The following is a 24,781-nucleotide window of genomic DNA, read 5'->3' as shown; positions in this document are numbered from 1 at the left end:
TTTCAGTGATGGAGATTTTGTCGTGATGTATGCCCCCAGCCTGCTGGATCCGGCTGCGGAGGAGCTGAAGCTCGCGGACGTGCTCGGCCATGGCGCGACAGGTGTCGCGCGCGAGGCCAGGACGTTGCTCGGTGAGCGGTTCAGCTCGGTGACCTTCATGTACGTCCTGATGCGGGCGTTCGAGGTGGAGTACACGGCGGCGCGGGACGCTTCGCGCTGGCACGAATTCCACGGCGGGCCGTACGCGCTTTCGGACGCCGACCTCGAAGCCCTGCTGGCGCCCTGGCTCGGGACGGCCGCGTCGGTCACCGCGTAGGGCAGGTTCGACGCGACCGTCCTTTGTGGATTGTCAGATCGATTTGTGCGGGACAGGCCGGTAGACGAGCTCCTGGATGTGCCCGTCGAACGTCCGGCTCTCGAGCAGTTCGAGGTCGAAGTCGGCCGCGCCCTGGAAGATCGAGCCGGCCCCGGTCTGCCCGGTGATCACCGGAAAGACCGTCACCTGGACACGGTCCACGAGCCCCGCGGCCATCAGTGCTCGGTTCATAGCCAGGCTGCCGTGCGAGCGCAGCGGCACGTCGGACTCCTCCTTGAGCCGGGCGACGACGTCGACGGCGTCCCCGCTCACGACGGTCGCGTCCGGCCAGTCGAGCGGCTCCCGCAGCGTGGCCGACACCACCGTCGCCGGCAGGTGCTTCAGCCGGGCGACCCACGGATCCAGTGCCTCGAAATCCAGGATCTCCGCGTTGAGCATCTCCATGTTCGTCCGGAACGTGGTGGCGCCGAAGACCATCCTCTGCTTCTCGGAGTACTGGGCAAGGCGGTTTTCGAGGAATTCGGGGCCCTGCTTGCCCCAGTAGCCGCCCCAATCGCCGGTGTGGGCGCCGTAGCCGTCGAGGCTGGAAAAGACGTCGAACGTGTAGGTCGCGGTCATGATGCTCCTTCGGTGAGTTCGTCTCTCACCCTGGCTACGAACGGAGCCCGCGCCGATAGACATCGCCCCGGAAGATTCTTTCGGAGGACGGCGAAGTGGCAGGATACGGGCGTGTATTGCCTGCAAGCCGTCATCGTCACCGAGTCCGCGCGGAGCCGATTGCCCGATTCGGCCGGAGGCACGCGGCTCGTGCCGCTCGGACAGAATCTGTGGCTGATGCCGGTGACCGAGGCGGGGTTCGACAACGGGCTGCTCGCCGAGTCCTCCGAGCAGGGAGCCGTGGCGTACGTCGAAGCCGAGGCGCTTCGTCGGCTGGGCGTGCTCAAGGGCGACCACTTCGACGAGTTCGACGCCGTCGGGCTGGGCAGGCATCGCAACAACGACGACTGGCTGTCCGCTTAGCCGAGCACGGCACACCACGAGAGTTCCCGCCTCGCGCTGGGCCGGACGGACCAGTCACGCGGCGGTCTTCGCCGTCGGCCGCGACACTCGATGGAGACTCATCGGGAGGTGGACAGGATGTCCGCGACCAAGGCGAGACAGGTGCGCCGCACCAAGACCGTCCAGACGCTCGGGCGGATCGGCATGGGGTGCTACGGCCTGGTGTACCTGCTCATCGGGTACCTGGCGGTGCGCGTCGCCGTCGATGGTGGCGGCCAAGAGGCCGACGGACGGGGCGCGATCACCGAGGTCGGTTCGACCCCGCTGGGCGGGGTGCTGTTGTGGGTGCTGGCGGCGGGACTGGTGGCTTATGGCCTGTGGCAGGGGCTGCTGGCCGCGGTCGGCTACACCTGGATCGACAAGCAGCGCACTCGCACCGTCAAGCGGGTGACGTCCGGAGTGCGCTGCCTGGTGGGGATCTCGCTGGGCGTGTACGCGGCCAAGGTCGCCTTGGGGGCGGGGGAACAGGGCAGCGGCGACCAGAAGCAGCAGGAGTTCACCGCGCGGCTGCTCGGGTTGCCCGCCGGCCCGTTCCTGGTGACCGTGGTGGCCGTCATCGTGTTCGGCATCGCGGTGGGTTCGGCGGTGAAGGGGATACGCCGGACCTTCGAGCAGGATCTCGACCTCGCGAAGCTCCCGTCTGGGACCCGGCGATGGGTGGATCGGCTGGGCAGGATCGGTTACGTGGCAAGGGGTGTCGTGTTCGGCGTGGTCGCGGTACTGGTCGGGTTCGCGGCGCTGACGCATGACGCGTCCCACTCGGGCGGGCTCGACGCCGCCCTGCGGACCTTGGCCGCTCAGCCGTTCGGCACGGCGCTGCTCATCGTGGTGGCCCTCGGCGTCGCGGCCTTCGGGGTGTACTGCGTCGGGGCGGCACGGGCGCAGCGTGGGTGAAGGCCGAGCCGTCAGGCGAACTGGATTCCGCCGTCGATCATCACCGACTGGCCGGTCATGTAATCGGAATCCGGGGAGGCGAGGTACGACACGTAGGACGCCACGTCCTCGGGCACGGAGACCCGCCCGAGATGGATCAGGTTCGAATACTTCTCGATCGCCTGGCCCTTCCTGAGTCCTTCCGATTCCGCCAGTTTCTCGTCGATGAGGTCCCACATGGCGGTGCCGACGATGCCCGGGCAGTACGCGTTGACGGTGATGCCGTGCCGTGCCCATTCCATCGCGGCGGCCTGGGTCAGCCCGCGCACCGCCCATTTGGACGCGGAATAGTGGCCCAGCAACGCGAACGGGCGGTGGGCGACGATGGACGCCGCGCCGATGATCTTCCCGCCGTTCCCCTGTTCGATCATCCGCTTGGCCGCGGCCTGGTAGCAGAGGAACATGCCACGCGCGTTGACGGCCATCATCCGGTCCCAGTCCTCGGGGGTCACTTCGAGCAACGGGAGGACCTGCGCGATCCCCGCGTTCGCGACCATGACGTCGAGAGAACCCAAAGCGGCGGCGGTTTCGCCGACCATGGCGGTGACAGACGCCGGGTCCGAGACGTCCGCCGTGATCGCCGCCGAGCGCCGTCCCGTTTCGCGGATCTCCTTGGCGACCGCCTCGAGTTCCGCCTCGTTGGCGGCGACGTCGTTGACCGCGACGTCGTGCCCGTCGGCGGCGAGCCGGAGCGCGATGCCTTTGCCGATTCCTCGTGCCGCACCGGTGACGAGTACGTTCTTGCTCATGCGATGAACTCCCTTGTTCGCTTGGGCTTGAACGGAAGGTAGGCGTGGCGGCACAGCGGTGGGAGGGGTGCCGTGTCTCACTTTGAGACAGCGGCGCGGTAATCCCTCGGCGAGGTGCCGAGGAGCCGGGTGAACATCGTCGAGAACGCGGCGGGGCTCTCGTAGCCGAGCGAGGCGGCGATCCCGGCGATGGGCAGGCCGTCCGACAGCAATGACAGGGAATGCAGGACGCAGGCCCGCTGCCGCCAGCGGGCGAAACCCAGCCCGGTCTCCGCGGTGAAGAGCCGGTTCAGCGTCCGCTCGCTCACGTGGAGCCGCTTCGCCCAGCCGCTCGCCGGATCGTGGATGTCCGGAGCGTCCAAAAAGGACTCGCACAGGGCGCGCAACCGTTCGTGCTTCGGCAGCGGGAGGTCGAGCCGGACCGGGGCGGACCGGCGGATCTCGTGCAGGGCCAGGCCGATGACCGCGGCGTCCCTGCCGCGAGGGGTGTACAGCTCCGGTACGCCGACGGCCTCGTTCACCAGTTCCCGGAGCAACGCGGACACTTCGACGACCTGGCAGCGGCGCGGGAACCACGGCACCGCCTTCGGCTCGATGTACAGGCTCCGGGTGCTCACGGTCGTCGTGAAGACCTGATGGACGGTCTCCGGCGGCACGAGCACCGCGCGCCGGGTCGGGATGGTCCACGTGCCGTCGGCCGTTTCGACCCGCATCGATCCCGTCGCGCTGTAGAGGAACTGCGCCCGCCGGTGCCGATGCGGGGGAATCCGGTGCCCCGGTGGGTAATCGGTGCGGATCGCCACCACCGCGCGGTCGAGGTGGTCGACCTCGTCGATGGGGATGTCACGCACCTCACCCAGGCTACGCCGGGTGTCCGATCCGCGAAAGAAACTGGCGCTCTTTCGAATGCCCGCCGCGCCGGCGAGGCCTACCGTCGAAGGAGTGCTGATCGAGATCTCGGTGCTCCTCGGGTTCGGTTGCCTGAGCGGCGTCACCACCGTCCTTTTCGGATTCGGCGGCGGATTCGTCACCGTTCCCGTCGTCTACGCCTTCACGCTCGCCGATCCGGATCAAGCGCTGGGCGCGATGCACGTCGCGGTGGCCACGTCGACCGCGGTGATGGTGGTGAACGCCGGGAGCGCGACCCTCGCCCAGCTGCGGACAGGGCGGCTCCGCCGCGACTATCTGTGGCCGCTCATCGCCTTCATCGGCTTGGGTGCCGTGCTCGGGTCCTTCGCCGCCACCATGGCCGACGAGAGCGTCCTGCGCTGGCTCTTCGTCGCCTACCTCGCGCTGACCATCGCCGACAGCGTGGTCCGGAAGGGTTTCGTGAGCAGGCGGGACGACGGCGCGCCGCGTGCGCTCGGCGGGTTTACCACCACCGCGGGCGGGACCGGGATCGGTGCCGTGGCGAGCTTCCTCGGGGTCGGGGGCAGCGTCCTCACCGTGCCGCTCATGCGGCGCAAGGGACTGCCGATGGCCGACGCGGCCGCGCTGGCGAACCCGCTGAGCCTGCCCGTCGCGGTGATCGGCACCGCCGTCTACGCCTTCGCGGCGACAGGCACGCCTTCGGGCGCCGCTCACCTCGGCTACGTCGACCTGGTGGCCGCAGGCGCGCTGCTGTGCGGGTCACTGCCGACCATCGCCGTGACGCGCCGGGTGGTCGGCCGGATCCCGGACCGCGCGCACGCGATCGCGTACCTCGGTCTGCTCGCCGCCGCACTGATCGCGATCGTCGTCCGCTAGTGATCGGATGAGTCGCCACACTGTCAAGTCCTTGACAGGGCATCCACGGCGTGGCAAGGGGTTATCGCCAGGCAAAGATCCGACGAATCCTCTATCTCTTTTCCGGATCTTGCGCCAAGATCTCCCGCATGAAACTGAGATCGATCACCAAACGCATGTTCGTTCTCGGGCTGCTGACGGTTCTCGGCACCACCGGGGCGACGTCGGTGGCCATCGCCGAACCCCAGTCACCGCCCGCGGACGTCAACGCGACAGGGTTGCCGCGCGGTGGCTGGGAACCGGTCGGCCCGAACAGCGTCGGCGGGCTGCTCGCCGTTTCGCCCGCCGGGCTGGCGATGATGCAGCCCAGTCCGCCCGCTCTGTGGCTCTCCGGCGATCGCGGCGCTTCGTGGAGCGTGCGCCGGGGACTGCCGCAAGACACCTCCATCCAGGGATTCTTCGTCGATCCGGCGAACCCGGACCGGATGCTCGCGGTGGGCAACAAACCGGTGGGCTTCATGGGCGAGTGGCGCGGCGTGCTGGTGCGGACCACCGACCGCGGCCAGACCTGGGAGACCTTGCGCGAGTGGTATCCCGACGGCGCGTTCGGCATGGCCACGGACCCCACCGGCCGGGTCGTCGTGGTGCAGAACCTCGATTCGCTGAGCGTCAGCACCGACGGGGGCGAGCACTGGAACGACGTGCCGCGCACCTGGCCGCGCGAGGGGATCGCCGCGCCCGCCGGCGCACTCAAGCTCACGATGGTCGGCGACGACGCCTATTTCGCGACGGTCTACCCGGAGTACGCGCTGTGGGTGGTCCGCGGGGTCAGCGGCAAGGAGCCGCAGGCGGAACTGGTCTACCGGGTCAACGGCGAGGTCAATCAGGTCGCTTCGGACGGCAAGCGGTTCGTGGTCACGGTCGGCCCCGAACTGCACGGCTCCACTGACGGCGGCAAGACCTGGACGGTGCTGCGCCGCGATCCCGGCGAGCAGACCCTGCGCGAGCCGCGCTTCATCGGCGAGCGTCTGTACGTGTCGACGTATAACGACATAGACGTCAGCACGGACTTCGGCCGTACCTGGTCGCGCAAACCGGTGCCCGCGCCGGGCGAAGGCGTCAGCGACATGATCGACCTCCCCGCCGGACCGGGCAAACCCGCCACCACGCTGATCTCCTCGTTGTACCGGGGTGTGTACGCCGACGAGGGCAAGCGGGGCTACCAGCAGATCGGTGTCCCCGGTGAATCCATCCGCGACCTCGTGACCACCGGGAACCTCCTGCGCGAGAGCGTCGTCGCGGCAGGCGTGCAGGAGATCTACAACACCCCGCTCCCGCGCGGCAAGGTGGCCGCGACGGATCGGGTCTGGCAGTCGCACCCGGCAGACCGGCTGCACGAGGACGCGCGGCTGTCCGTCTCGCCGGGCCGTCCGGACGTCGTCTGGCAGGTCACCCGGAACGGGTTCTCCCTCGACGTGCTCCGCAGCGGTGACGGCGGGCGGACCTGGGCGTTCGCGGCGAAGGCGAAGGAAGGCCTGCCCAGGGCGATCTTCGCCCATCCGGCCGACCCGGACCGGCTGCTCGTCTCGGCCTTCGCGCCCAGCGGCTACGTGCTCTACCGCAGTGACGACGCCGGGAAGACCTGGGAAAAACTCGCGAGCGACAACGGCTTCATCGCGTTCGCCGGTGATCCGTGGAACCCCAACCGCGTCTGGGGCGGCGACTCCAACGGCCTGTCCCGGTCGGACGACGGTGGCAAGACCTGGACCCACGTCACGAGCCAGCCGGTCAGCTCGATCTCGGTCAGCCGATGGGGTGGCGGCCGCGTGCTCATCGGCGGCGCGGGCATCCATCTGAGCGAGGACGACGGCCGGACGTTCCGCCGGGTCCTCGACGGCGAGGACCCCCGTGAGATCAGCCGGATCCTGCCGCATCCGTTCGACTTCCGGGTGTGGTTCGCGAGCAACTCGACCGGCGGCGGCGTGCTGCGCAGTACGGACTTCGGCCGCACCTGGTCGCCCGTGCCCGGCGCGCTGCCCGATCCCAGGGTGCTCTCCCTGGCGGTCGGCGCGGACGGCCGGTATCTGTTCGCCGGCACCGCGCAGTCCGGCGCGTACCGGTTGACGCTGTACTGAGTCCGAGACGCTTCGTGGCCGGAGAGTGTTCCGGCCACGAAGCGTTTACGTGTGCCTCGCCGGATGTCAGAGTCGAGGACATGGCCATCGACGTCGCCGCCCTCCGGCTCCATTTCCCTTCCCTCGCCGACGGAACCGCCTTCTTCGACGGGCCCGCGGGTACCCAGACTCCCCGGCCGGTCGCCGACGCCATCGCCGCGACGCTGACCGGCCCGTTGTCCAACCGGGGCACGGTCAGCCCTTCCGAACTGAACGCGGAGAAGGTCGTCGCCGGCTTCCGCGCCGCCTACGCCGACTTCCTCGGTGTGCCCGCCGAAGGCGTCGTCCACGGCCGTAGCGCCACCCAGCTGACGTACGACTTTTCCCGGCACCTGGCCAAAACCTGGCGGGAGGGCGACGAGATCGTCGTCAGCCGTCTCGATCACGACGCCAACGTCCGGCCGTGGGGCCAGGCCGCCGAACGAGCCGGGATGACCGTCCGCTGGCTCGACATCGACCCCGAAACCACGGAACTCGACCTCGATTCCCTCGTCCTCACCGAACGGACCAGGCTGGTCGCGGTCACGGCGGCCTCGAACGTCCTCGGCACCAAGCCGCCGATCCGCCGGATCGCCGATCTCGCCCACGACGCCGGGGCGCTGGTGTTCGTGGACGGAGTGCACTACGCCGCCCACGACCTGGTGGACGTGCCCGCGCTCGGAGCGGACTTCTTCGTCTGCTCGCCGTACAAGTTCCTCGGCCCGCACTGCGGAGTGCTGGGCGCGTCGCCCGCCGTTCTCGAAACCGTCGAGCCGGACAAGCTCATGCCGTCGCCCGGCACCGTGCCCGAGCGGTTCGAATTCGGCACGCTGCCCTACGAGATCCTCGCAGGTGCCACGGCGGCGGTCGACTTCCTCGCCGCGCTGGACCCCGGAACGGGCGGGTCACGACGGGAACGGCTCGCGAACTCGATGAACTCGTTGCACGAGCACGAAAGCACGTTGCGCACCAGGCTGGAAAAGGGCCTGGGCGCCGCCGTCACCGTCCACTGCAAGGCGGCGGACCGGACCCCGACCGTCCTGATGGGCCTCGGCGGCCGCGAGCGCGAGGCTCAACGGCATCTCGCCGAACGGAAGATCGTCGCCCCGGCGGGATCCTTCTACGCCTACGAAGTCTTCGCGGCCTTGAAACTGGACGATCCGGCGCTCCGGGTCGGGCTGGCACCGTACACCAGTACGGAGGACGTCGACAGGTTGCTGGACGGGCTTTCGACGTTCGGGTGAAGACCACAGTGGACAGTCGGGTCCACCACCATCCGCCGCGCCGTTCCTGGAAGTACATGAAGGACCCCTTTATTGCGCCTAGCGCAATAAAGGGGTCCTTCATGTACTTGGGAGGGAGGTCGTGAGTGTCGCCGGCGCCCGTGCCTCGCGCCGAAGGCCTCCTTGCTCGCGGTCTCACCACGACACGTTTGACTTTCGACGTCTTAAGGCCCGTAACTCGAACAGGTTGGATTTCCGTGCCGTCGCCAGGAGCCGTACTACCGTTCGCTCATGATCGACAACGGGAGGTTCGCGATGCGTTTCCGGTCGGTGGCCGCTTCTGTCCTTCTCGGTTGCGCGCTGTGCGTGGCGCCCGCGGCGCTCGGGGCGGGGGCCCAGTCGCTCGCGATCCAGCCCTGCCCCGAGGTCAACGATCCGCCCGACTACACGATTTCGAACGGTGCCAAGGCCTGGATGAAGACGAACCTGCGCAGCGACTATCTGCGCGGGCCGGGCACGATCACCTACAACAAGACGACGACCTCCTCGGTCAACGCCTCCATCACCGGCACGACCAGCGCCGAGGCGGGTGTCATCTTCGCGAAGGCGAGTGTCTCGCTGGCGGTGAGCGTCGGCGCGAGCTACTCGAAGGCCGATTCCTGGTCCTATGCCGCGACCGTGCCCGCGGGGAAGACGTTGCGGCTGCAGCAGTACAAGGAAGGCCGTTCGTTCACCGTGCAGAAGTACCGGATCGTCCCTCCCCGCAAGGTGAAGTACCTCTGGAAGAAGAACGCCGTCGCACCGGTGAAGAGCCCGAGCTATCTGTGGCAGCTCGTCGGCTGACCGGCCGGTTTGGAGCCGATCACAAGACTCGTCCGCGCGATCTTGTGATCGGCCCCATGGACGTACGGTGACCGTGCCGACACCCTGGGAGTAGCGCCGAGGGCGATGGGGCCCTGGCAGAACGGGACGGTGACCACCATGGGGACACTTCGCGCACGGACACTGATCGCCGGGATGGTCGCGGTCGCCACGGTCGGTTTGGCGCCCGCCGCGACGGCCGCGACCGGCATCGACACCCGATGGAGCGCACCAGGCCCCTACGCGGTGACCGTCGAAGCGCTCGACAGCACCCACACCGTGTACCGGCCTTCGAAGCTGGAGAAGCACCCGGTGATCCTGTGGGGCAACGGGACCGGCGCGAACCCGAAGATCTATGACGGCCTGCTGCGGCATCTGGCCTCCCACGGTTTCGTCGTCGCGGCGGCCGACACACCGAACGCGGGTTCGGGCCAGGAGATGCTGGCCGGAGCCACGACCTTGATCGCCGAGAACTCCCGTCCCGGCAGCCGCTACGAAGGGAAGATCGACACCGCGCACATCGGCGCCACCGGCCATTCCCAGGGCGGGGGCGGAGCGATCGCCGCCGGTGCCGACTCGCGCGTCAGCACCACGATCCCGATCGAGCCGGGACCGCAGGGCTCCGCCACGGCGCTCAAGGGCCCTTCGTTCTTCCTCGGCGGCCAGTTCGACACCATCGTCGTCCCCGGGCTGCTGGTCATCCCGCGGTACCGCCTCGCGAACCAGATCCCCGCGATCTACGGCGAACTCGGCGGGGCGACCCACTTCACGCCGGTCGGCGACGGTGGCGGGTTCCGCGGCGCGATCACGGCGTGGTTCCGGTTCTGGCTTTCCGGCGACGAGCGGGCCCGCGCGGAATTCTTCGGCCCTTCCTGCGGACTGTGCCGGGACGGGGCGTGGTCCGATGTCCAGCGCAACGCGAAGGCGCTGGCCGTCCCGGGAGCCTGATCGCCCGATCTTGTCGGTGGCCGGGGTTAAGGTCTGCCACAGCAGCCTGACCTGGAGGGAAACCGGCATGACCACTCTCGACAACCGCCCGAACACCGCGCTCCTCGTCGTCGACGTCCAGAACGGCGTCGTCGACGATGCCTACGAGCGCGACGCCGTGGTCGCGAACATCGGCGGTCTCGTCGCCAGGGCGCGGCGGGAAGGCGTGCCGGTCGTGTGGGTGCAGCATTCCGACGAGGGACTCGTACGAGGCAGCGAAGAGTGGCGCATCGTAGGCGAACTGGATCGTGACGACACCGAGCCTCTCGTCGAAAAGTCCTACGGTGACTCGTTCGAGGACACCGATCTGGAGAAGGTGCTGGCCGAGCGCGGTGTCGGGCGGCTAGTGGTCGTCGGCGCGGAGACCGACGCCTGCATCCGCTCGACGCTGCACGGCGCCATCGTCCGCGGGTACGACGCGACGCTCGTCGGCGACGCGCATACGACCGGGGACAAGACGGCCTGGGGAGGGATCGCACCGGACCTGGTCATCGAGCACACGAATCTGTACTGGCGCTATCAGGTCGCGCCGGGCCGGAAGGGAGGGACGGTCAAGACCGAAGAGGTCGTTTTCAGCGGCTGAGCCACTTCACGGCATTCCCGGCCAGTGGGCGAGCAGTAGACCGGCGTCACCGGTGAAAGTGTTGTGGCAGTGAGACTTCGCCGCCTGCAGCACGCGACGGGCGATTTCGGGCGGTACCTGCCCGGCGTTGGCGTCCAGGCAGCCGGCGAGTGAGAATCGCGCGCCGTCGGCGGAACGCGCGTCCGAGAGGCCTTCGGTGTGCAGGGCGAGGAGATCTCCGGGCCGGAGACGGGCGGTCGAGATGCGGCCGGGCGTTCCGGCGCCGAACGGCGACCGCCGCGCACTGTCCACAGTGGCCGGTTCGCGTCCGGAGCCGAGCACCAGCGGTGCTTCCCCGCCTGCTTCGAGGTGGTGCAGGCTCCCGTGGGTGAGGTCTACTTCGGCCAGGGTGCCACGGACTGTCGCGCCGGCACCGAACCGCGACGAAAGCGCTTTGTCGACAGCGCTCTCCTGGCCGTGCAGGCCTTGGCCCTCTCGCCGGGCGGACCGGTAGGCCGCGAGTGCCGCCGACACCGCCAGGCTCGCTGCCCCGGTGTCGCGGCCCGCGTCGAAGATCGCCAGCCACGCCGTCGTTTCGGAAAGGGCGTAGTCGAAAGTGACGCCGCGAACGTCGTAGGCGGGCTCGATACCGCCCGCCACCACGACGTCGCGCGTCGCCGCCGTCAACGGAGGCAGGTGCTGCCAGAGCAGCTCGGCGGTGGGGCCGCGCCGTCGCTGTCGCCTCGTCATGTCGAGGCCGTCGCCGTAGCGCATCGCGGCCGCGATGAGGTGGCCGGACAGCGACGCGAGCCAGTGGCACTGAGTGCGCAGCGCGGGATCGCTGAGGTCGGTGTCCACGTCGGCTTCGACCTCGAGCACGCCCATGCGCTCGTCGCCGTCCAGCAGCGTGGTCCACAACCGCGGTCCGGCGGAGTCCTCGGCCAGCATGGTGCCCGCGCGCCGGTACGCCTGGCCGGCGACGCCGGTTTCGATCGCCAGCGGTACCCGGCCGGGCGCATGCTCGGGAAACGGGATGAGCCGGCGCTGGTCGTAGTCGGCGAGATAGACGGCTATCCGGAGGCCCAGCGCGCGCCCGGCCGTGGCGATGACTTCGGGCAGCCGCTCCGGGGCGACCCGGTGGGCGCCGTCGAGAAGTCCCACCAGCGCGGCCAAGGGACCGCGAGGTCGGATGTCCTCACCGGCGTCGCGGCTGTACGGCGCCCGTCGCACGTCGGAGATCTCGTCGAGGCGCTCGTTGACCGCGTGGGCCACCATGTCCCGCTGGATCCCGGGCAGGGGGAGCAGTCCCTGCAGGAACTCCTCCAGTTCGGCTTCGCTGACGTCGCCGCCGAGCGCGAAGTACCTGAGCCACAGCTGTCCCACCGTGAGCCCGGTGCGTGCGAAGCAGGCCGCGATGCTCCGGCGCTGTTCCTCGGCCTGGAACGAGGACACAGTGACCACCCCCGGAGCTCTCGGCGATACAGGGCCTTGATACCAACCGGGGCCCCGGATGAAACATGATCGGAGGGCGTCGATTACGCCAGGTGGCGGAGCCGTTCAGTGCCGCCGTGACCGGACGACGAGATCCGGGACGGGCGGAACGTGGGTCGCGGTAGGCGGGGTGATCGCATTCGGCTAAGGTCGGCTTTCGAAAGCGGTTCTGAGCGTTGAGAAGTTAGCGCCGATCCGCCGGTAACCGGGTTGGTTGCGGCGGTTGATGGTGCGCGCTCGGCGCCGGTTCCCGCCGGTGACTCCCGTGGTGCATCACGCCGATGTGCAGAAGTGGGAGAGGCGGGCTTTGGCCGATGAAATCGACTGGCAGCGGGACAAGAACCGATTCGTCGAGGGTGTCGGCGACGGCGAACTGCCAGTGACCTCCGAAAACGGCGCCCGGCTCCTGGCCGGGCCACTGGTCACCCAGTTCGTGTCCCTGACCAGGGCGTTGCTGGATTCCGGTTCGATCGCGGCGGTACTCGAACGAGTGGTCTTCGCGACGCGTGATCTGGTGCCGGGCGCGGATCTGGTCAGCGTCACCCTCCTCGATCCCGACGGAGGGTTCCACACGCCGGTGCGGACCGACGAGATCGCCGGCGAACTGGACCAGTTGCAGTATCAGTACGGCGAGGGTGCCTGCGTCGAAGCGGCGCGGGTTTCGGGACCGGCGGCGGCCTTCAGCGACAATCTCGCCGAAGACGCTCGATGGCCGCGCTTCGGCCCCGCCGCGGCGGCGCTCGGGTTCCACTCGCTGGTCTCGACGGCCTTGCTGCCGGAAGCGTCGAGTTCGCAGCTTTCCGGCGCGTTGAACGTCTATTCGCGTCGCGCGCACGGCATCGCCAGGGCGGACCGCGACGTGCTGCTGCTCCTGGCGACGCACGCGTCGCTGGCGTTGGCGACCACGCACGCGGTCACGCGCAGTCAGCTCCAGGAGGAGCAGCTCCAGCAGGCGCTGGACAGCCGGGACGCGATCGGGCAGGCCAAGGGCATCCTGATGGCGCGGCGCGGGATCGACGCCGCGGAGGCGTTCGAGGTGCTGCGGCATACGTCGCAGAACATGAACGTCAAACTCCGGGAACTGGCGGAGATGCTGTCCAAACGGCATACGGAACTGCACTTGCCCGACTGACCGGGCGGACGCCACTACGCTCGCGATCATGGGTTTCGGCGAGCTGGAGTTGTCGCGGACGTTCGAGTGGCGTGGCCGTTCGGTGGCGTGGGAGCGCCTCGGCGAAGGCGCCCCGGTGGTGCTGTGCCACGGCACACCGTGGTCGGCGCAACTGTGGGCGCCTTTCGCGCGAGCGCTCAGTGAGGAGTTCGCCGTCCACGTCTGGGACATGCCCGGGTACGGCCGTTCGTCGAAGGATCCCGGCCACGCCGTCGATCTCGGCACGCAGGGCGAGCTTTTCGCCGACCTGCTCACGTATTGGGGGCTGCTGGCTCCGCACGTGATCGCCCACGACTACGGCGGGGCCGTTTCACTGCGCGCGAAGCTGGTGCACGGCGCGCAATACGCCTCGCTCGCGCTGGTGGACGTCGTCGCGCTGCGACCATGGGGCTCGGACTTCTTCCGGCTCGTCGCCGAGAACGCCGAGGTCTTCCAAGCACAGCCCCCGATGGTGCACCGGGGTGCGCTCGAGTCCTACATCGGGACGGCCTCCCATCGGGGTCTCACCGGCGCGCAACTGGCCACGCTGACCGGGCCTTGGCTGGGCGAGGAGGGGCAACGCGCCTTCTATCGGCAGATCGCCGAGGCCGACGTCCGGTACACCGACGAAATCCAGGACCGCTACCCGGAACTCGCGTTGCCGGTGAAGGTGATCTGGGGCGCGGACGACACGTGGATCCCGGTGGACCGCGCGGAACGGCTCGCCGACGCGATTCCCGGTGCCCTCCTGGACGTCATTCCCGATGCCGGGCATCTGATCCAGTACGACGCACCGGTCGAACTGGCCTTTTCCCTGCACCGGTGGCTCACCGCGGAAGTGGCCCGGTGGGGACCAGCCGGGAGCGGACGCTGAAGCGCGCCGGAAAGATCAACATCGTTTCATTCAGATATCAGTAGTCGTCTACGTGATATCCGGCCACGTAGGCGCTCGAAAGCAGTGCGCCGTGACATTCCGCGCTCGATGGTCCGAAACCGACCGGGACCCAATCTCCTACGGCGTACCAATAAGAGGATCCCGACGCGCAGTGGGCGACCACCCGGTAGATATCGGAATTGCCGGGCAGGTCAAAGCAGGTCAGAGAAATCCCCTCGCCGAACAGGGCTCCGTAACGGTCGCTGGCGCAAGCGTAAGGGGGCCCCTTGTCGGCGGTCGCCGCGACGGCCGGCGAGGCGGCCAGGAATCCGGCCGCCGAAAAAGCGGCCATGGCCAAAGCGGCGATTCTCTTCTTCATTGCTTTCTCCCGCGGCTCGTTCCCAGTGGAAAGGCAAGATTAGCCGCACGGAAGAATTGTCGTGAATTCATCGGGCAGGTGAAATGAGAACGCATGCGGTGAGCCGTGCCACCGCCGCGACCTCCTTCTGAGTTTCCCGGCTCCCCTTTTGGCCTAGCGTCGCCGGTACTGCGCCGGAGACGTGATCGTGGACCGGTCCTCATAGGATCCGGGCCTGCCGCGGTCGACGTGGAACGTCGTCAGGGTGCTCGCCGGGGAACGCGGGTCGCGCCGGTCGGCACGCCGAACAGGCCGACCGCGCGGGGCTCGACCTGGTCAGCCTGTCCGATCACCCGTACTTCGCGGACCGGCTGGACGCCTACGCGGCACTGGGCGTGATCCTCGGCAGGACGTCGAACGTCACGGCCGCGGTCAACGTCACCAACCTGCCGAGCCGTCCCGCCCCGATGCTGGCGAGGACGATCACGTCACTTTCGGCGCTGTCCGGTGGCCGCGTCGCGCTCGGTATCGGTGCGGGTGGACTGTGGCGGGAGATCGCCAAGCTCGGTGTCGAGCACCGGGCGCCCGCCGAGGCCGTCCGGGCGATGGGCGAGGCGATCACCCTGATCAAGGCGCTGTCCGGCGGCGGGGCACCGGTGACCTTCGAGGGGGGAGTTCTACTCCGTCGACGGGTTGGTGCCGGCGGCCGTCTCCGCGCCACCGGTGTGGACGGGGGCGGTCGGGCCCAAATCCCTGGCCGTGACCGGGAAACTGGCCGACGGCTGGATTCCCGGGCATGCCGCGGACTGGCTCAGCCCGCGGTTCGCCGAATCCCGTCCGGTGATCGACCAGGCCGCCGTCGACGCGGGCCGGGACCCCGCCGAGATCGCCACCATCTACAACTTCCCAGGCCGCATAACGGAAAAGCCCCTGTCGTCGCCGCGTGACGACGAGGGCCGCTGGGTCGGTGGTTCACCGGGGCAGTGGGTCGAGGAACTGGTTCCGGCGGTGCGCGAGCACGGCGCCGCGGGGTTCATCTACTTCCCGGTCGAGGACGGGACCACCACCGACGGCGCGCTGGGCCGCTGGGGGAACGAGGTCGTCCCGGCGATCCGCGAAGAGCTCGCCCGGAACTGACCACGATGGAGGCCGGCTGCTCGTCTCATCGCCTGACCGCGGTCAAAATCGGCGAGAAGTGAATCAGGCGTCGACGGTGAGGGTTTCTTCGAGGGTCGCCCGGTGCGTCGGCTTGGCCTCTTCGTAGCGTCGACGGCCCTCGTCGGTCACGACGACGAAGATCCCGCGCCGGTCCGACTCGCAGAGCGCGCGTTGGACGAGCCCCTCGCGCTCGAGACGGGCGACGAGTCGTGAGGTGGCGCTCTGGCTCAGATGCACGACTTCGGTCAGGTCGGCCGCGCGGCACTTGCCGACGACGCAGGTCACCAGTCGTTCGAGGGCTTCGAACTCGGTGACACCGAGGCCGTGGCGCTCCTGAAGGCGGCACTCGAGCCGTCCGAAGACCGCCGCGTGCCGGGCGGACAGGTCGTGCCACTCCCGCAGCAGGTCTTCCTCGGCGACGTCGCTCACGGGGCCCAAGATAGCATGCACGTGAATTTTATGCAAAGTCATTAAATGCACTTGCATTAGATGCGTGTGCATGTAGTGTACGGATCATGAGTTCTTCCGTGCAGCTGTCCACCAGCTCGACAAGGTGGGACGCGCGCCTCTGGGGTGTCCTGCTCACTGTGTCCGTCGTCGTGGGCCTCGACGCGCTCGACGTGTCGATGGTCGCCGTCGCCCTCCCGTCCATCCAGGCCGAACTCGGCCTCTCCACCGGTGCCCTGCAGTGGATCATCAGCGCCTACGTGCTCGGCTACGGCGGCCTGCTGCTCCTCGGCGGGCGCACCGCCGACCTGCTCGGCAGGCGCCGGGTCTTCCTCGTCGCCGTCGCGGTCTTCGCGCTCGCTTCCCTGCTCGGCGGCCTCGTCGACAACGGCACGCTGCTGATCGCCACGCGCTTCATCAAGGGGCTCGCGGCCGCGTTCACCGCGCCGGCGGCCCTGTCCATCATCACCACGACCTTCCACGAAGGCCCCGCCCGCAACCGGGCGATCAGCATCTTCGCCGTCTTCGGTGCCAGTGGGTACTCCGCGGGCCTCGTCTTCTCCGGTCTGCTCACCGAGGTGGGCTGGCGCTGGACGTTCCTGCTGCCGGTGCCGATCGCGCTCGCCGCGCTGGCCGCCGCGATCAAGCTGATCCCGTCCTACCGGCCGCAGGAGGGTGGCGGCTACGACTTCCCGGGCGCGATCACCGGTGCCGCCGGTTCGCTCCTGCTGGTCTTCGCCGTGGTCGAGGCACCGGAGATCGGCTGGGCAGCGCCGCGGACCCTGATCTCGTTCGTTCTCGCGCTCGCCCTGCTCGCCACCTTCGTGTTCATCGAGAAGCGCAGCAAGCACCCGTTGCTCCGGCTCGGCATCCTGCGCTCCGGGCCGCTGGCCCGCGCCAACCTCGGCGGCGCGACATTCTTCGGCGCGTACATCGGTTTCCAGTTCGTGGTCATGCTGTACCTGCAGACCGTGCTGGGCTGGTCCGCGCTGCAGACCGCGCTCGGCTTCCTGCCCGCCGCGCTGATCGTGGCCTTCGGTTCGCCGAGGATCGAGCCGCTGATCGACCGGCTCGGCACCCCGCGCACGATCCTCGCCGGCGTCGTCGCCCACGTCATCGGGTACGCGCTGTTCCTGCGGATCGACGAGAGTTCCAGCTACGCCGGTTCGGTGCTGCCGAGCATGATCCTGCTGGGCATCGGCTTCATGCTGGCGTTCTCCTCGCTGAACATCCAGGCGACCAACGGCATCTCCGACGACGAGCAGGGGCTCGCCGGTGGGCTGCTGAACACGTCGATCCAGGTCGGCGGCGCGATCGGGCTCGCCGTGGTGACCGCGGTCCTGACCGGCAACTCGGGCGGGGCGACCGGCCCGGGGGCGCTGCTGAACGGTCTGGCCCCCGCGCTGACCGTCGTCACCGGCATCGCCGTGATCAGCGTCCTGGTGGCGTTGTCCGGAGTCGTCGGCCTGCGCAAGGCCGAAGCCCGCTCCGCCGTCGCCGAACCGGAGTACGCCGCGGCCGAATGACCAGGGGGTGATGAGCCCCTTCCCGCGCTCGGGGGCGGGAAGGGGCTCATCGCTACCAGCGGATCGGCAGCGATTTCAGCCCGTTCTGGAAGTTCGACCGCAACCGCACCGGTTCACCGGCGAGCTCGGCCTCGCCGAGCAGGTCCAGTACCGCTTCGAACATCGCGCGCAGCTGCACCCTCGCCAGCTGAGCGCCGAGGCAGAAATGCGGGCCGTGTCCGAAGGTCAGATGGTCGTTGGGCGTGCGGCCGATGTCGAAGCGGTCCGGGTCCTCGAAAACGGACTCGTCGCGATTCGCGGCGGAGAACCAGACGACCACCTTCTCGCCCGCGCGTATGTCCACATCGGACAGAATGAGGTCCTCGGTCGCGGTCCGGCGGAAATGCATGACCGGCGTCCACCAGCGCAGCATCTCTTCCACCGCACCGGGAAGCAGTGACCGGTCGGCGAGCAGCCGCCGGTACTGATCCGGATGCGACAGCAACGCCAGCATCCCGCCGGGGATGCCGTTGCGCAGTGTTTCGTTGCCCGCCACGGAAAACAGCCAGAACAGGTTCTCGAACTCCGCGATGGACACCCGGCCGCCGTCTTCCACGTGACCCATCAGGTTGCTCATCACGTCGTCGCCGGGATTCCGGCGTTTGTACTCGCCGAGCGCCGTTGCGTACGCGTAGAGATCCGGCATCCCGGCACGCGTGCGCGGATCGGGCATCGCGCCGTCCGGCCCCGGAACCGGCCGCACGGCCAAGGCCGCCCGTGCGAGATCGGTGACGTCGCCCGCCTCGACGGTCGCGCTCACCGCGTAGTCGGCGTCCTGGTAGCCGATCACGCGATTGCTCCAGTCGTACATCAGCCGCCGGTCCTGTTCGGGGATTCCGAAGACCTCGGCGAGCGTCAGCAACGGAAGATCGGCGGCGAGGGCGGCGAAATCGCATTCGCCGTCCTCGCGAACCCCGGCGATCAGCTCCCGCGCCCAGCCCTGGATCCGCTCGGTTAGCCTGCCGACCGCGCGAGGCGTGAACGCCTTGGTGAGCAGGCCCCGCAGCCGGGCGTGCTCGGGCGGATCCATGTTGAGCATCATCCGGCGGACGTAACCGAGGTCCTGCTCGGTCGCCGGATCCCGGATCTGTGTCCCGCCAAGGCGCGATGAGAAGAGCTTCGGGTTCTTCAGCACGTGCTTGACGTCCGCATGCCGCAGCACGGCCCAGAAATCGTCCACGCGGACGACCGGCGACTCCCGGCGCAGCGCCGCGAGGTGCTCGTACGGCACGCCCCGGGTGTACACGTCCGGATCGGTGATCACGGCGTCGACACTAGCCCGCGGACGGGGTGCTGCGGAAAGATCCGTCCGGTGGAAACGCTGAAGATGCGCACCGCTGGAACCGAAGGCCCCGCCGTGCTCCTGCTGCACGGCCTCGGCGCGACGGGAGCGGTCTGGGACGGGCTCATGGCGCAGCCGGGATATCGCTGGCTGGCGCCGGATCTGCCTGGTCACGGGGGATCGCCCCGGTTGCCGCACTACTCGTTCGGCGGGCTGGCCGCGGCGGTCGCCGACGCGCTCCCGGAACGCGGTCCGGTACTGGTGGTCGGTCATTCGCTGGGCGGTGTGGTCGGGCTCGCGCTGGCCTCCGGCTGGTTCGGGGTGAAGGTCGCCGGGTTGCTCGCGGTCGGCGTCAAGGTCGAATGGAGCGAAGCCGACCTCGCGCGAGCGGCCGCCATGGCCACCAAGCCGCCGAAGGTGTTCCCGTCCCGCGAGGACGCCGAACGCGGCTTCCTCAAGATCGCCGGCCTGGTCGGTATCGCCGACGCGGATCCCGACGGCGTGGCCGAAACCGAAGGTGGCTGGCGGCTGGCGCTGGACCCCCGCGCGTTCGGCGTCGGCGCTCCGGACATGCGCGGACTGCTCGGTGCCGCGCGCTGCCCGGTCGTCCTCGCGGCAGGGGAGCACGACCCGATGAGCCGCCCCGAACAGCTTCGCGCGCTCAGCTCTTTCACCGTCGAGTTCCCAGGACTGGGCCACAACGCCCACGTCGAAGACCCCTCCGCGCTCCTGCCCTTCCCCCGGCAGTTCGTCGGCCGCTAGCGCCGGAGCTTGCCAAGGACGGCGATGCCCTCGGCGATGTCGCTCGCCGGGCTCGCGCCGTAGCCGAGGACGAGGCCCGGATTCATCGGCCGCTGACAGTGCCACGACAGCGGCTGCACCTTCACGCCTTGCTCCAGCGCGGAGGCGGCGAAGTCGAGATCGGAGAACTCGGCGTCGAAGGTGATCGTCAGATGCAGCCCGGCGGCGGCGCCGTGCACCACGGCGTCCGGGAGATGTGTGCGGAGCGCGTCGATCATCGCGTCCCGGCGACGGCGGTGCCGCTTGCGCACGAACCGCAGCTGCCGCTCCATCTCGCCGGACTCCATGAGATGCGCGAGCACCAGCTGCGGGAGGACGGCGTTGCCGAGGTCGGCGAACCGTTTGGCCGCGACCACCTCGTCCCGGTACCGCGGCGGCACCAGCATCCAGCCCACCCGGAGCGCCGGCGCGAGCCACTTCGACACGCTGCCCGCGTAACAGACCTGCTCGGCGAGCATCGAGCGCAGCGCGGGGACCGGAGGACGGTCGTAGCGGTGCTCGGCGTCGTAGTCGTCCTCGATGATCAGCCCGCCGTCCGCGGCCCAGCGCATGAGCTCACGACGGCGTTCCCCGCCGAGCACGACACCGGTCGGGAACTGGTGCGCCGGCGTGAGCAGTACGGCGGGCGCACCGCTGCGCACGAGCTCGTCGACGTCGATCCCGTCTTCGTCGACCCGGATCGGCGGGGTCGCCAGCCGCCGGTCGTGCAGATGCTGCCGCGCGCCCAGCGAACTCGGATCCTCGACGGCGATCTCGGAGATCCCGTTGTCGCACAGCACTTGTGCCAGCAACCCGAGGCCCTGCGCGACGCCGGCGACGATCAGCACGTCGTCGGCGTCGGCGGTGATGCCCCGGGTGCGGGCGATCCAGTGCGCGATGGCCAGCCGCAACGCGGGCGCGCCCCGAGGGTCGCCGTAGCCGAAGGCCGCCGCCGAGAGGTCGTTGAGCACGGAGCGTTCCGCGCGGAGCCAGGCGGTTCGCGGGAACGCAGTCAGATCCGGCACGCCGGGGGACAGGTCGATCCTCGCCGGGGTCGACCGCAGCGAGTCGAAGACGCCGATCCCGGGCGCGGGCCGGAAGATCGTGCCCGCGGACGGGGGACCGGGCGCCGTCTGCTCCTTCGTCCGCGCCGGCGCCGCGACGACCACCGTGCCCGCGCGGCCGCGCCCGGCGACGTGACCGTCCTCGACGAGGCGCTGGTACGCCTCGGTGACCACGCCGCGCGAGACCTGCAGGTCCGCGGCCAGCGCCCTGGTCGCGGGCAGCCTGCTGCCGACCGGCAGGCGGCCGTCGGAGATGGCGTGCCGCAACCGCGACGCCAGCCAGTCCGACCGGCGCCCCGGTGGTGCGTCCCCGATGTCCAGCTGCAGGAAGTCCGAGCCCTCGGCAGTCACCCGATCATTGTGTCATTCGGGTTCGTAGGCGAGGTTCGGCCGCAGCCACTGCTCCATAGTGGACAGTTCGAGGCCGCGGCGGGCCGCGTAGTCCTCGACCTGGTCCTTGCCCAGCCGTCCGACGGTGAAGTACCGCGAATCGGGGTGGGCGAAGATCAGCCCGCTGACGCTCGCCGCCGGCGTCATCGCGAAGGATTCCGTCAGCCCCATCCCGAGCCGGTCCGAGTCGAGCAGGTCGAACAGTTCCTGCTTCTCGCTGTGGTCCGGGCTCGCCGGATAACCCAGCGCCGGACGGATGCCGCGGAACCTCTCGGCGTGCAGGTCTTCCAGCTTCGGATCGGCGTCCGGTTCGAACCAGTCCCGCCGCGCTTGGAGGTGGAGGTACTCGGCGAACGCCTCGGCGAGCCGGTCCGCGAGGGCCTTCACCATGATGGCGCGGTAGTCGTCCTGCTTCGCCTCGAACTCGGCCGCGAAATCCTCGGCACCGAGGATGGTGACCGCGAACCCGCCGAGGTGGTCGCCCGCGCCCGCCGGGGCGATGTAGTCCGCCAGGCAACGATTGGGCCGCGACAACGGTTTCTTGGTCTGCTGGCGCAGCATCGGGAACTTGACGCCCGCCTCCAGGATGATGTCGTCACCCTCGGAGTGCGCGGGCCAGAACGCGTACGCGCCCTTCGCCTGGAACCGCTCCTCGGCGATGATCTGGTCCATCAGGTTGTTCGCGTCGTCGAACAGTTCCTGCGCAACCGGGTTGGCCAGGATCGCCGGGTACTTGCCCTTCAGCTCCCAGGCCAGGAACAGGAAGGTCCAGTCGATCATCTCGCGCAGTTCGGTGAGCGACGGCGAGACGTACCTGACACCGGTGAACGCAGGCGTCGGGATGTCGTCGAACGAGACCTTCTCCGGGTTCGCCCTCGCCTGTTCGACCGTCAGCAACGGCGTGCGCTGCTTGTTCGCGTGCTGGACGCGCAGCTCTTCCTGGTCCTCGCGGTTCTTCTTGTCGAGGATTTCGGCGCGGTCCGCGTCGAGCAGGTCACCGACGACGCCGACGACGCGGGAGGCGTCCAGGACGTGCACGGTCGTGTGCTCGTACGCGGGCGCGATGCGGACCGCGGTGTGCTGGCGTGACGTGGTCGCGCCGCCGATCAGCAGCGGCAGCTTCAGCCCGCGCCGCTCCATTTCGGCGGCCACGTTGACCATCTCGTCCAGCGACGGCGTGATCAAGCCGGAAAGCCCGATGGCGTCGGCGCCCTCGGAGATGGCCGTGTCCAGGATGACCGAAGCCGGGACCATCACGCCGAGGTCGATCACCTCGTAGTTGTTGCAGCCGAGGACGACGCCGACGATGTTCTTGCCGATGTCGTGCACGTCGCCCTTGACCGTCGCCAGGACGACCTTACCGTTGCCCTGCCGGGTTTCGATCCGGCCTTCGAGGCGAGCCTTCTCCTTCTCGGCCTCCATGAACGGTTCGAGGTAGGCCACCGACCGCTTCATCACACGCGCGCTCTTGACCACCTGAGGCAGGAACATCTTCCCGGACCCGAACAGGTCGCCGACGATCTTCATGCCGTCCATCAGCGGGCCTTCGATGACCTCGAGCGGCCTCGGCAGCTTCTGGCGCGCTTCCTCGGTGTCCTCTTCGATGTAGTCGACGATGCCGTGCACCAGCGCGTGGCTCAGGCGTGCCTCGACCGTACCTTCGCGCCAGGACAGGTCGATGACGCGCTGTGTTCCCTTGCCGTTGACCGTTTCCGCGAACGTGACCAGCCTGTCGGTCGCGTCCTCGCGGCGGTCGAAGAGCACGTCCTCGACCAGTTCCAGCAGGTCCTTGGGGATGTCCTCGTAGACCGCGAGCTGCCCGGCGTTGACGATGCCCATGTCCAGCCCGGCGCGCACCGCGTGCAGCAGGAAGGCAGAGTGCATCGCCTCGCGTACGACGTTGTTGCCGCGGAAGGAGAACGACAGGTTCGAGATACCGCCGCTGATGTGGACGCCAGGGCAGCGTTCCTTGATCCGCGGCAGCGCGTCGATAAATGCCTTGGCGTACCCGTTGTGCTCGGAGATACCGGTCGCGACCGCGAGCACGTTCGGGTCGAAGATGATGTCCTCGGCGACGAAACCGGCTTGCTGGGTCAGCAGGTCGTAGGCTCGCCCGCAGATCTCGACCTTCCGGTCGGCGGTGTCGGCCTGGCCCTGCTCGTCGAACGCCATCACGACCACACCGGCGCCGTAGTCACGGATGCGGCGAGCCTGCTGGAGGAACTGCTCCTCGCCCTCCTTGAGGCTGATGGAGTTGACGACTCCCTTGCCCTGCACGCATTTCAGCCCGGCCTCGAGGACCGTCCAGCGCGAGCTGTCGATCATGATCGGCAGCCGGGCGACCTCGGGTTCGGTGGCGATGAGGTTCAGGAACGTGGTCATCGCCTTTTCGCTGTCGAGCAGGTCGGCGTCCATGTTGACGTCCAGCAGATTCGCCCCGCCACGCACCTGCTCCAGCGCGACGTCGACGGCGGCCTGATGGTCGTCGGCCTCGATCAGCTTGCGGAACTTGGCGGACCCGGTGACGTTGGTCCGCTCGCCGATCATGACGAAGCCGGTGTCCTTGCCGATCTCGAACGGCTCGAGCCCGCTGAACCTGGTGTGCGCCTTCGGCTCCGGGACGGTCCGCGGCGCCATCCCCCGGACGGCGTCGGCGATCTTCGCGATGTGCGCGGGAGTCGTGCCGCAGCAGCCGCCGACGACGTTGACCATCCCGGCCGTGGCGAAGTCACCGAGCAGCCCGCCGGTCTCCTCGGGCGTCTGGTCGTACCCGCCGAACGCGTTCGGCAGGCCGGCGTTGGGGTGACACGCGGTGTATGTGCCCGCGAGGCGGGACAGTTCGGCGATGTGCGGGCGCATCTCCTCGGCGCCCAGCGAACAGTTGACGCCGACGAGCAGCGGATCCGCGTGCTCGATGGAGCTCCAGAAGGCCTCGACCGTCTGCCCGGACAGCGTCCGGCCGCTCAAATCGACGATCGTCACGGAGATCCACAACGGCAGATGCGGCGCGACGTCACGGGCGGCGGCGATCGCGGCCTTGCAGTTGAGGGTGTCGAAGATCGTCTCGATCAACAGCAGGTCTACGCCGCCTTCGGCGAGCGCCTTGATCTGATCGGCGTACGCGGCGTACACCTCATCGAAGGTCACCGCGCGGAACGCCGGGTCCTCGACCTTGGGCGACAGCGACAACGTGACGTTCAGCGGACCGACCGACCCGGCGACGAACTTCCCGCCCGCCGCGTCCGCCGCCTCGCGCGCGAGCTGGGCACCGCGAAGGTTCATCTCGTACGCGAGATCCTCGAGCCCGTAGTCCGCCTGACCGATGGTGGTGGCGGTGAACGTGTTCGTCGTCGTGATGTCCGCGCCGGCGTCCAGATACTGACGGTGGATGTCGAGGACGACGTCCGGCCGGGTGATGTTCAGCAGGTCGGGGTCGCCGGTGATGTCACGAGGATGATCCTGGAACCGCTCGGTGCGGTAGTCCTCGGGTTTGAGGCCGGCGTTCTGGAGCATCGACCCCCACGCGCCGTCGAGCACGACGATGCGCTCATCCAGCAGCTTTCGCAGGGCGGTCGTTTCCATCCAGCGCTCCTCCCATGTCGTGGGAGGCGCCCTTGCGGTGATGTCCGGGGCCGAGCGTGGCGGACCCCGCGG

23 protein-coding genes and 1 pseudogene are annotated in these 24,781 nt (G+C 69.0%); 15 read left to right on the top strand and 9 right to left on the bottom strand.

Features of this window, described 5'->3' with window-relative positions:
• The first annotated feature begins 25 nt into the window (after nt 1-25).
• A complete protein-coding gene (locus tag ACIRGA_RS00765) occupies nt 26-316 on the top strand; it encodes a hypothetical protein (protein WP_400935271.1) in 291 nt (96 codons plus the stop codon).
• Between the two features lie 33 nt (nt 317-349).
• Here the strand turns inward: ACIRGA_RS00765 and ACIRGA_RS00760 are convergent, their stop codons facing one another.
• Nucleotides 350-934: a dihydrofolate reductase family protein gene (locus tag ACIRGA_RS00760; protein ID WP_400935269.1), complete on the bottom strand. Its 585-nt coding sequence runs from the start codon at nt 932-934 to the stop codon at nt 350-352.
• Between the two features lie 111 nt (nt 935-1,045).
• Here ACIRGA_RS00760 and ACIRGA_RS00755 point away from each other — a divergent pair, with 111 nt between their 5' ends.
• Together ACIRGA_RS00755 and ACIRGA_RS00750 are read left to right on the top strand one after the other, a co-directional pair.
• A complete protein-coding gene (locus tag ACIRGA_RS00755) occupies nt 1,046-1,336 on the top strand; it encodes a hypothetical protein (protein WP_400935267.1) in 291 nt (96 codons plus the stop codon).
• 117 nt (nt 1,337-1,453) lie between these two features.
• A complete protein-coding gene (locus ACIRGA_RS00750; RefSeq protein ID WP_400935264.1) occupies nt 1,454-2,269 on the top strand; it encodes a DUF1206 domain-containing protein in 816 nt (271 codons plus the stop codon).
• An 11-nt stretch (nt 2,270-2,280) separates the two neighbouring features.
• Here the strand turns inward: ACIRGA_RS00750 and ACIRGA_RS00745 are convergent, their stop codons facing one another.
• Together ACIRGA_RS00745 and ACIRGA_RS00740 are read right to left on the bottom strand one after the other, a co-directional pair.
• On the bottom strand, nt 2,281-3,057 hold the full coding sequence (locus ACIRGA_RS00745) for an acetoin reductase (protein WP_400935261.1): 777 nt from the start codon (nt 3,055-3,057) through the stop codon (nt 2,281-2,283).
• A 77-nt stretch (nt 3,058-3,134) separates the two neighbouring features.
• The gene (locus ACIRGA_RS00740; protein WP_400935258.1) at nt 3,135-3,908 is read right to left on the bottom strand and encodes an AraC family transcriptional regulator; all 774 of its coding nucleotides are present in this window, start codon (nt 3,906-3,908) and stop codon (nt 3,135-3,137) included.
• 91 nt (nt 3,909-3,999) lie between these two features.
• Between ACIRGA_RS00740 and ACIRGA_RS00735 the strand changes: the two genes are divergently transcribed.
• The 6 genes from ACIRGA_RS00735 (at nt 4,000) to ACIRGA_RS00710 (ending at nt 10,589) form a co-directional block, all read left to right on the top strand.
• On the top strand, nt 4,000-4,803 hold the full coding sequence (locus ACIRGA_RS00735) for a sulfite exporter TauE/SafE family protein (RefSeq protein ID WP_400935256.1): 804 nt from the start codon (nt 4,000-4,002) through the stop codon (nt 4,801-4,803).
• A gap of 128 nt (nt 4,804-4,931) precedes the next feature.
• Nucleotides 4,932-6,917: a peptidase S8/S53 subtilisin kexin sedolisin gene (locus ACIRGA_RS00730; RefSeq protein ID WP_400935253.1), complete on the top strand. Its 1,986-nt coding sequence runs from the start codon at nt 4,932-4,934 to the stop codon at nt 6,915-6,917.
• An 80-nt stretch (nt 6,918-6,997) separates the two neighbouring features.
• Nucleotides 6,998-8,179, top strand: coding sequence for a cysteine desulfurase-like protein (locus ACIRGA_RS00725; RefSeq protein ID WP_400935250.1), 1,182 nt, complete (start codon nt 6,998-7,000; stop codon nt 8,177-8,179).
• Nucleotides 8,180-8,449: 270 nt separating this feature from the next.
• Nucleotides 8,450-9,001, top strand: coding sequence for a hypothetical protein (locus ACIRGA_RS00720; RefSeq protein ID WP_400935247.1), 552 nt, complete (start codon nt 8,450-8,452; stop codon nt 8,999-9,001).
• 138 nt (nt 9,002-9,139) lie between these two features.
• On the top strand, nt 9,140-9,967 hold the full coding sequence (locus ACIRGA_RS00715; protein WP_400935244.1) for an acetylxylan esterase: 828 nt from the start codon (nt 9,140-9,142) through the stop codon (nt 9,965-9,967).
• 67 nt (nt 9,968-10,034) lie between these two features.
• The gene (locus ACIRGA_RS00710) at nt 10,035-10,589 is read left to right on the top strand and encodes an isochorismatase family protein (RefSeq protein WP_400935242.1); all 555 of its coding nucleotides are present in this window, start codon (nt 10,035-10,037) and stop codon (nt 10,587-10,589) included.
• Nucleotides 10,590-10,595: 6 nt separating this feature from the next.
• Here ACIRGA_RS00710 and ACIRGA_RS00705 read toward each other — a convergent pair whose 3' ends face one another.
• On the bottom strand, nt 10,596-12,029 hold the full coding sequence (locus ACIRGA_RS00705) for a SpoIIE family protein phosphatase (RefSeq protein WP_400935239.1): 1,434 nt from the start codon (nt 12,027-12,029) through the stop codon (nt 10,596-10,598).
• 337 nt (nt 12,030-12,366) lie between these two features.
• Here ACIRGA_RS00705 and ACIRGA_RS00700 point away from each other — a divergent pair, with 337 nt between their 5' ends.
• Nucleotides 12,367-13,191 carry a GAF and ANTAR domain-containing protein gene (locus ACIRGA_RS00700; RefSeq protein WP_400935236.1) on the top strand — a complete coding sequence of 275 codons (825 nt, stop codon included), beginning with the start codon at nt 12,367-12,369 and terminating at the stop codon, nt 13,189-13,191.
• Between the two features lie 28 nt (nt 13,192-13,219).
• Complete coding sequence (locus tag ACIRGA_RS00695; RefSeq protein WP_400935233.1) at nt 13,220-14,083, top strand: alpha/beta fold hydrolase; 864 nt, start codon at nt 13,220-13,222, stop codon at nt 14,081-14,083.
• Between the two features lie 37 nt (nt 14,084-14,120).
• Here ACIRGA_RS00695 and ACIRGA_RS00690 read toward each other — a convergent pair whose 3' ends face one another.
• The gene (locus tag ACIRGA_RS00690) at nt 14,121-14,462 is read right to left on the bottom strand and encodes a hypothetical protein (RefSeq protein ID WP_400935231.1); all 342 of its coding nucleotides are present in this window, start codon (nt 14,460-14,462) and stop codon (nt 14,121-14,123) included.
• A gap of 311 nt (nt 14,463-14,773) precedes the next feature.
• On the opposite strand from ACIRGA_RS00690, the pseudogene ACIRGA_RS00685 reads away from it, so the two are divergent.
• Together ACIRGA_RS00685 and ACIRGA_RS00680 are read left to right on the top strand one after the other, a co-directional pair.
• A pseudogene (locus tag ACIRGA_RS00685) lies at nt 14,774-15,058 on the top strand (LLM class flavin-dependent oxidoreductase); the annotation flags it as partial.
• A 79-nt stretch (nt 15,059-15,137) separates the two neighbouring features.
• Nucleotides 15,138-15,578, top strand: a complete 441-nt coding sequence (locus ACIRGA_RS00680; RefSeq protein WP_400935667.1) for an LLM class flavin-dependent oxidoreductase — start codon at nt 15,138-15,140, stop codon at nt 15,576-15,578.
• A 63-nt stretch (nt 15,579-15,641) separates the two neighbouring features.
• On the opposite strand, the gene ACIRGA_RS00675 is transcribed toward ACIRGA_RS00680, so the two are convergent.
• Entirely contained in the window at nt 15,642-16,028 is a 387-nt protein-coding gene (locus tag ACIRGA_RS00675) for a MarR family winged helix-turn-helix transcriptional regulator (protein WP_063270791.1), read from the bottom strand.
• 86 nt (nt 16,029-16,114) lie between these two features.
• Between ACIRGA_RS00675 and ACIRGA_RS00670 the strand changes: the two genes are divergently transcribed.
• Entirely contained in the window at nt 16,115-17,572 is a 1,458-nt protein-coding gene (locus ACIRGA_RS00670; RefSeq protein ID WP_400935229.1) for an MFS transporter, read from the top strand.
• 52 nt (nt 17,573-17,624) lie between these two features.
• Here ACIRGA_RS00670 and ACIRGA_RS00665 read toward each other — a convergent pair whose 3' ends face one another.
• Nucleotides 17,625-18,875 carry a cytochrome P450 gene (locus ACIRGA_RS00665; RefSeq protein ID WP_400935227.1) on the bottom strand — a complete coding sequence of 417 codons (1,251 nt, stop codon included), beginning with the start codon at nt 18,873-18,875 and terminating at the stop codon, nt 17,625-17,627.
• A 48-nt stretch (nt 18,876-18,923) separates the two neighbouring features.
• Between ACIRGA_RS00665 and ACIRGA_RS00660 the strand changes: the two genes are divergently transcribed.
• The gene (locus ACIRGA_RS00660) at nt 18,924-19,655 is read left to right on the top strand and encodes an alpha/beta fold hydrolase (protein ID WP_400935224.1); all 732 of its coding nucleotides are present in this window, start codon (nt 18,924-18,926) and stop codon (nt 19,653-19,655) included.
• On the opposite strand, the gene ACIRGA_RS00655 is transcribed toward ACIRGA_RS00660, so the two are convergent.
• A complete protein-coding gene (locus ACIRGA_RS00655; protein WP_400935221.1) occupies nt 19,652-21,088 on the bottom strand; it encodes a PLP-dependent aminotransferase family protein in 1,437 nt (478 codons plus the stop codon). The two genes, ACIRGA_RS00660 and ACIRGA_RS00655, sit on opposite strands and share 4 nt — an antisense overlap.
• 12 nt (nt 21,089-21,100) lie before the next feature.
• The gene (gene metH / locus ACIRGA_RS00650) at nt 21,101-24,709 is read right to left on the bottom strand and encodes a methionine synthase (protein ID WP_400935219.1); all 3,609 of its coding nucleotides are present in this window, start codon (nt 24,707-24,709) and stop codon (nt 21,101-21,103) included.
• Nucleotides 24,710-24,781 lie beyond the last annotated feature (72 nt).

It is taken from the genome of Amycolatopsis sp. NPDC102389 (assembly GCF_044765885.1).
Taxonomy (GTDB): Bacteria; Actinomycetota; Actinomycetes; order Mycobacteriales; family Pseudonocardiaceae; genus Amycolatopsis.
The sequence above is the reverse complement of the archived record's forward strand: the minus strand, read 5'-3'. Positions and strand labels throughout refer to the sequence as shown.

Excerpts from the sequence above, each read along its gene's own strand:
- ACIRGA_RS00765 (WP_400935271.1), top strand. The coding sequence starts at position 26 with ATGTATGCCCCCAGCCTGCTGGATCCGGCTGCGGAGGAGCTGAAGCTC.
- ACIRGA_RS00760 (WP_400935269.1), bottom strand. The coding sequence starts at position 934 with ATGACCGCGACCTACACGTTCGACGTCTTTTCCAGCCTCGACGGCTAC.
- ACIRGA_RS00750 (WP_400935264.1), top strand. The coding sequence starts at position 1,454 with ATGTCCGCGACCAAGGCGAGACAGGTGCGCCGCACCAAGACCGTCCAG.
- ACIRGA_RS00745 (WP_400935261.1), bottom strand. The coding sequence starts at position 3,057 with ATGAGCAAGAACGTACTCGTCACCGGTGCGGCACGAGGAATCGGCAAA.
- ACIRGA_RS00730 (WP_400935253.1), top strand. The coding sequence starts at position 4,932 with ATGAAACTGAGATCGATCACCAAACGCATGTTCGTTCTCGGGCTGCTG.
- ACIRGA_RS00725 (WP_400935250.1), top strand. The coding sequence starts at position 6,998 with ATGGCCATCGACGTCGCCGCCCTCCGGCTCCATTTCCCTTCCCTCGCC.
- ACIRGA_RS00720 (WP_400935247.1), top strand. The coding sequence starts at position 8,450 with ATGATCGACAACGGGAGGTTCGCGATGCGTTTCCGGTCGGTGGCCGCT.
- ACIRGA_RS00715 (WP_400935244.1), top strand. The coding sequence starts at position 9,140 with ATGGGGACACTTCGCGCACGGACACTGATCGCCGGGATGGTCGCGGTC.
- ACIRGA_RS00710 (WP_400935242.1), top strand. The coding sequence starts at position 10,035 with ATGACCACTCTCGACAACCGCCCGAACACCGCGCTCCTCGTCGTCGAC.
- ACIRGA_RS00695 (WP_400935233.1), top strand. The coding sequence starts at position 13,220 with ATGGGTTTCGGCGAGCTGGAGTTGTCGCGGACGTTCGAGTGGCGTGGC.
- ACIRGA_RS00690 (WP_400935231.1), bottom strand. The coding sequence starts at position 14,462 with ATGAAGAAGAGAATCGCCGCTTTGGCCATGGCCGCTTTTTCGGCGGCC.
- ACIRGA_RS00670 (WP_400935229.1), top strand. The coding sequence starts at position 16,115 with ATGAGTTCTTCCGTGCAGCTGTCCACCAGCTCGACAAGGTGGGACGCG.
- metH (WP_400935219.1), bottom strand. The coding sequence starts at position 24,709 with ATGGAAACGACCGCCCTGCGAAAGCTGCTGGATGAGCGCATCGTCGTG.